Origin of the sequence: Pseudanabaena sp. 'Roaring Creek' (assembly GCF_001402795.1) — a bacterium.
GTDB lineage: Bacteria > Cyanobacteriota > Cyanobacteriia > Pseudanabaenales > Pseudanabaenaceae > Pseudanabaena.
On sequence record NZ_LIRE01000387.1, the window covers coordinates 1 to 4335 of the forward strand.

A 4335-nucleotide genomic window follows, 5' to 3' on the forward strand; every position below is an offset into this window, starting at 1 on the left:
CTCCTTGATTGATGGTAATAGTCTACAAAATGCTTAACAAATATTTATTTAGATTTAAAATTGTTAATAGATTGTTTGTGAAAATTAATAAATTAATAAATTAATAAATTAAAAACGATGAAGATAATTAATCTTTGGCAAGTTTTGGACATTAGGTAACTCCTTTAATAAATTAAAATGGCTCAAAAAATTACTTTGTTATTAAACTTTATATAAAGAAATAAGATCGAATGCAAAGAAAGCTTAACAATAATTGATTAGGTAGAAAAGCCTATATCAATTGGCTGATAAGGTTTACAGGAAAACTAAATTTTCTTTACTTAACTACATATTTGCTGCTTCTTGATTTGCACAAAATCTGCACAAATTAGTTGTTTTAATCGCTTTATCCAAAAGCTACGGAACTAAAAAAGATTTAATTAACCTGCTTAATCAGCCTTAATTAGACTTAACTAGTTCCATTAAGTAAATTGATCGAAGTTGATTTATCGCTTTAGTCTTTATCGCTTTAGTCAATGATGCTTAGAGTCTTTTGTATTGGGTATTTGCATTAATCAATACCTAAGAAAAAGATTTAGCTAGGAACGATTCGCGATTTATACATCATTTAAAAAAGGAGATTCTTTAAATGGCTTTAGATGTTTTTACTAAGGTAGTTGCTCAGGCAGATACTCGTGGAGCTTATATTGCTGATTCACAAATTGATGCGTTGAAGCAAGTAGTTGCAGATGGCACCAAGCGTTTAGATGTAGTTAACCGCATCACATCTAACTCTTCTGCAATTGTTACCAATGCTGCTCGCTCTCTATTTGACGATCAGCCTCAATTGATCGCTCCTGGTGGAAATGCTTACACCCACCGTCGTATCGCTGCTTGTATTCGCGACATGGACATCATCCTTCGCTATGTCACCTATGCAATCTTCACTGGCGATGCCAGCATTTTGGAAGATCGCTGCCTCAATGGTCTACGTGAAACCTACAGCGCATTGGGCGTACCTGGTGGATCTGTAGCTGTTGGTATCGAAAAGATGAAAGATGCAGCGATCGCGATCGCTAACGATCCAAACGGCGTAACCCGTGGTGATTGCAGCGCTCTTATCGCAGAAGTAGCTAGCTACTTTGACAAAGCAGCAGCAGCAGTAGGCTAAGCCTGAAATTCTCTCAGAATATTTTTTGCAATATTTTCTTTTTCTCGAAATTTCACAACATCCATATAAATTTTCAGAGGTACATTGAGCATGAAAACCCCTTTAACCGAAGCAGTTTCTACAGCAGATTCTCAAGGTCGTTATCTTGGAGTTCCTGAATTTCAAGCAGCATTTGGTCGTCTACGCACCGCCGCTGCTAGCCTTGATGCAGCTAAAGCAATCAGCGCTAAGGCTTCTAGCTTGGCTGAAGGTGCAGCAAACGCTGTGTATCAGAAATATCCTTACACCACCCAACAACAAGGCAACAACTTTGCTTCTACCCCTCGTGGTAAAGCTAAGTGCGTTCGTGACATCGGCTACTACATCCGTTTGGTCACCTACAGCCTAGTTGCAGGTAGCACTGGTCCTTTGGATGATTACCTCGTCAGCGGTTTGACCGAAATCAACCGTGCATTCGACCTTTCTCCTAGCTGGTACATTGAAGCTTTGAAGTACGTTAAGGCTAATCATGGCTTGAGCGGCGACGCAGCTTTAGAAGCTAATTCCTACATTGATTACGCAATCAATGCCTTGAGCTAAGGTTTTTCCTCCTAATTCAGAAATAGAGAATCAGGAAAACCCCGAAGACGGTAAGTCCGCCCCCACGGGGCTGTGCTTACCGTCTTTGTCTTTTCTATAGCGATAGAAGCTCTGTGCGTTGCATTGTGCTTTTCCTTTGTCTGGGTCAATTGGTGTCCTATAAATCAAGACCGATATAGTATTTTCAGTTTTCAAGTTGTCTGGAACAGCTTGAAAATTTCGATACAGAATTAAAAAATTTTCAAAGATTATTTAAAAACTATTGAGGAGCTTAGATATGACAAGTTCTATGGCAGCAACTCGTTTGGGTTTTGAACCCTATGTGAATGCATCTCCTGTGGAGTTGCGTTCAAATTGGACAGGTGCAGATGTTGTTACCGTGATCGCTGCTGCTAATCGGCAGATTTTTGGTAATGATCATTTGATGCTGTCGGAGCGTCTAACTAGTGCTGAGTCACTACTTGCCAGTGGCAATTTATCTGTCCGTGAGTTTGTAAGAGCTTTGGCTCAGTCGGAGTTGTATCGGAATAAGTTCTTTTCCTCGACTCCACAGGTTCGCTTTATTGAATTGAACTTTAAGCATCTATTGGGTCGCGCTCCTAATGATGAAGCGGAAATTACGGAACATGTAAATCGCTATATCGAAGAAGGGTATGAAGCAGAAATCAATTCTTATATTGATTCTGATGAGTATCAAGAGAATTTTGGAGAAGCGATCGTTCCTTACTATCGTGGCTTCGCAACGCAACGCGGTCAGAAGAATGTCGGCTTTAACCGTATGTTTCAACTGTATCGTGGTTATGCTAACAGCGATCGCGCCCAAGGGAAAAACAAATCTACTTGGTTGAGTGAAGATTTAGCTCGTAACGTGGCTAATCCCATTCGTACTCCTCATTTTGGTCAAGGTCTGGCTGGTAATGCTGGTGACGATCGCGGACAGCTTTATCGGGTAACTGCGATTCAAAGCGATCGCGGTCGGACTACCCAAATTCGTCGTAGCGTTACGGAATATTTGGTATCCTACGACCAACTTTCCCCCACTCTACAGAGGCTGAACAAGCGCGGTAGCCGTATTACGCAAATTTCTCTTGCTTAAAGCGATCGCTTGTTTCCTCTTTACTTAGTCGATTTTATTTAGTCGATTTCACTTAGTCGATTCTCCCTAGATTCAGAATAGGAAAAATTAATTAATTTATTTTTTCTATTCTGATAGGGAGATAAACTGAGCATGTAGGCTTAATTAACTAAACATATTCAAGGAGAATAATCTGTGGCAATTACAAATGCTGCTTCCCGTTTAGGGACTACTGCTTACATCAATGCGAGTCCAACTGAACTTCGTCCTAACTTTTCAGCCGAAGATGCTCAAATTGTGATTAGCGCGGTTTATCGCCATGTATTAGGCAATGACTATGTCATGGCAGCTGAGCGCTTGGTTGCTCTGGAATCTTTGTTGACCAATGGTCAAATTACAGTGCGTGATTTTGTCCGTGCTGTCGCTAAGTCTGAGCTATATAAAACTAAGTTTCTCTATCCTAACTTTCATACTCGCGTAATCGAGTTGAACTTTAAGCATCTATTGGGTCGTGCTCCCTATAGTGAAGCAGAAGTAATCGAACACCTCGATCGCTATCAAAATGAAGGTTTCGATGCAGATATTGATTCTTATATTGATTCTGATGAATACGAAGCTAGTTTTGGCGATGCGGTAGTACCTTACTATCGTGGCTTTGAAACTAAAGCAGGCGATCAAACTACTGGTTTTACCAGAATGTTTCGTCTCTATCGTGGATACGCTAATAGCGATCGCGCTCAAATCGAAGGAAATAACTCAAGATTGGCAGCCGAACTTGCTCAAAATAGCGCTTCTGCGATCGTTGGTGCATCTGGTGGTAACGAAGGCTGGGCATACCGTCCATCCTTGAAAGGTACAATGACAAGTCGCGCCTTTGGTCGTTCCTCTACTGGTTCTACTGATCGTCTTTATCGCATCGAAGTTGCCGCAGTTGCCGCTCCTGGATACCCTAAAGTCCGTCGCAGTAACCGCGAGTATATCGTCTCCTATGAGCAGCTATCTAGCACATTGCAACGCATCAATAAAATGGGTGGCAAAGTCGCCAGTGTAACCATCGCTCAGTAGTTGTAAAACTTTTATACGGCAAATCTATTTTTATGATATCTTCTACCTCAACCACAGATAATCGCTTCTTTATCTACGAAGTGTCTGGTTTGCGCCAAAATCAAGAAACCGAAAATAGCAGCCACGCTATTCGTACGAGCAGCAACATTTTTATGCAAGTTCCTTACAATCGCATGAACGAGAAGATGCGTACAATTACGCGTCTAGGCGGCACGATCGTAAGCATTCGTCCTCTTAACAATCATTTGTCCGCAGGCGAATAATTATCCTATAAGTCTAAAAAAGCAGATGGAGCACCAAGCTCTCCATCTGCTTTTTTAGGACTATGTATCTCACCCATACCACCTGCTTTTTCCTAAGTATAGTCGTTTTAAATAACTTGTAGACGGGCTTCGACTTCGCTCAGCCCTCGGTGTAAGCTAGCTGAGCGAAGTCGAAGCTGTAGTTTTTATTTGAATTATCTATA

General features: G+C 41.1%; 5 protein-coding genes. All 5 read left to right on the forward strand.

What is annotated here, in order from left to right; genetic code table 11:
- The first annotated feature begins 628 nt into the window (after nucleotides 1-628).
- Nucleotides 629-1150 (forward strand): phycocyanin subunit beta, encoded by a 522-nt coding sequence (locus AC805_RS13065; RefSeq protein ID WP_009625584.1) that lies wholly within the window; start codon nucleotides 629-631, stop codon nucleotides 1148-1150.
- Between the two features lie 90 nt (nucleotides 1151-1240).
- Entirely contained in the window at nucleotides 1241-1729 is a 489-nt protein-coding gene (cpcA, locus tag AC805_RS13070) for a phycocyanin subunit alpha (RefSeq protein WP_009625585.1), read from the forward strand.
- Between the two features lie 277 nt (nucleotides 1730-2006).
- Nucleotides 2007-2825 carry a phycobilisome linker polypeptide gene (locus AC805_RS13075; protein WP_055075843.1) on the forward strand — a complete coding sequence of 273 codons (819 nt, stop codon included), beginning with the start codon at nucleotides 2007-2009 and terminating at the stop codon, nucleotides 2823-2825.
- Between the two features lie 174 nt (nucleotides 2826-2999).
- Entirely contained in the window at nucleotides 3000-3869 is an 870-nt protein-coding gene (locus tag AC805_RS13080; protein ID WP_055075844.1) for a phycobilisome linker polypeptide, read from the forward strand.
- 32 nt (nucleotides 3870-3901) lie between these two features.
- Complete coding sequence (locus AC805_RS13085; RefSeq protein ID WP_055075845.1) at nucleotides 3902-4132, forward strand: phycobilisome linker polypeptide; 231 nt, start codon at nucleotides 3902-3904, stop codon at nucleotides 4130-4132.
- Nucleotides 4133-4335 lie beyond the last annotated feature (203 nt).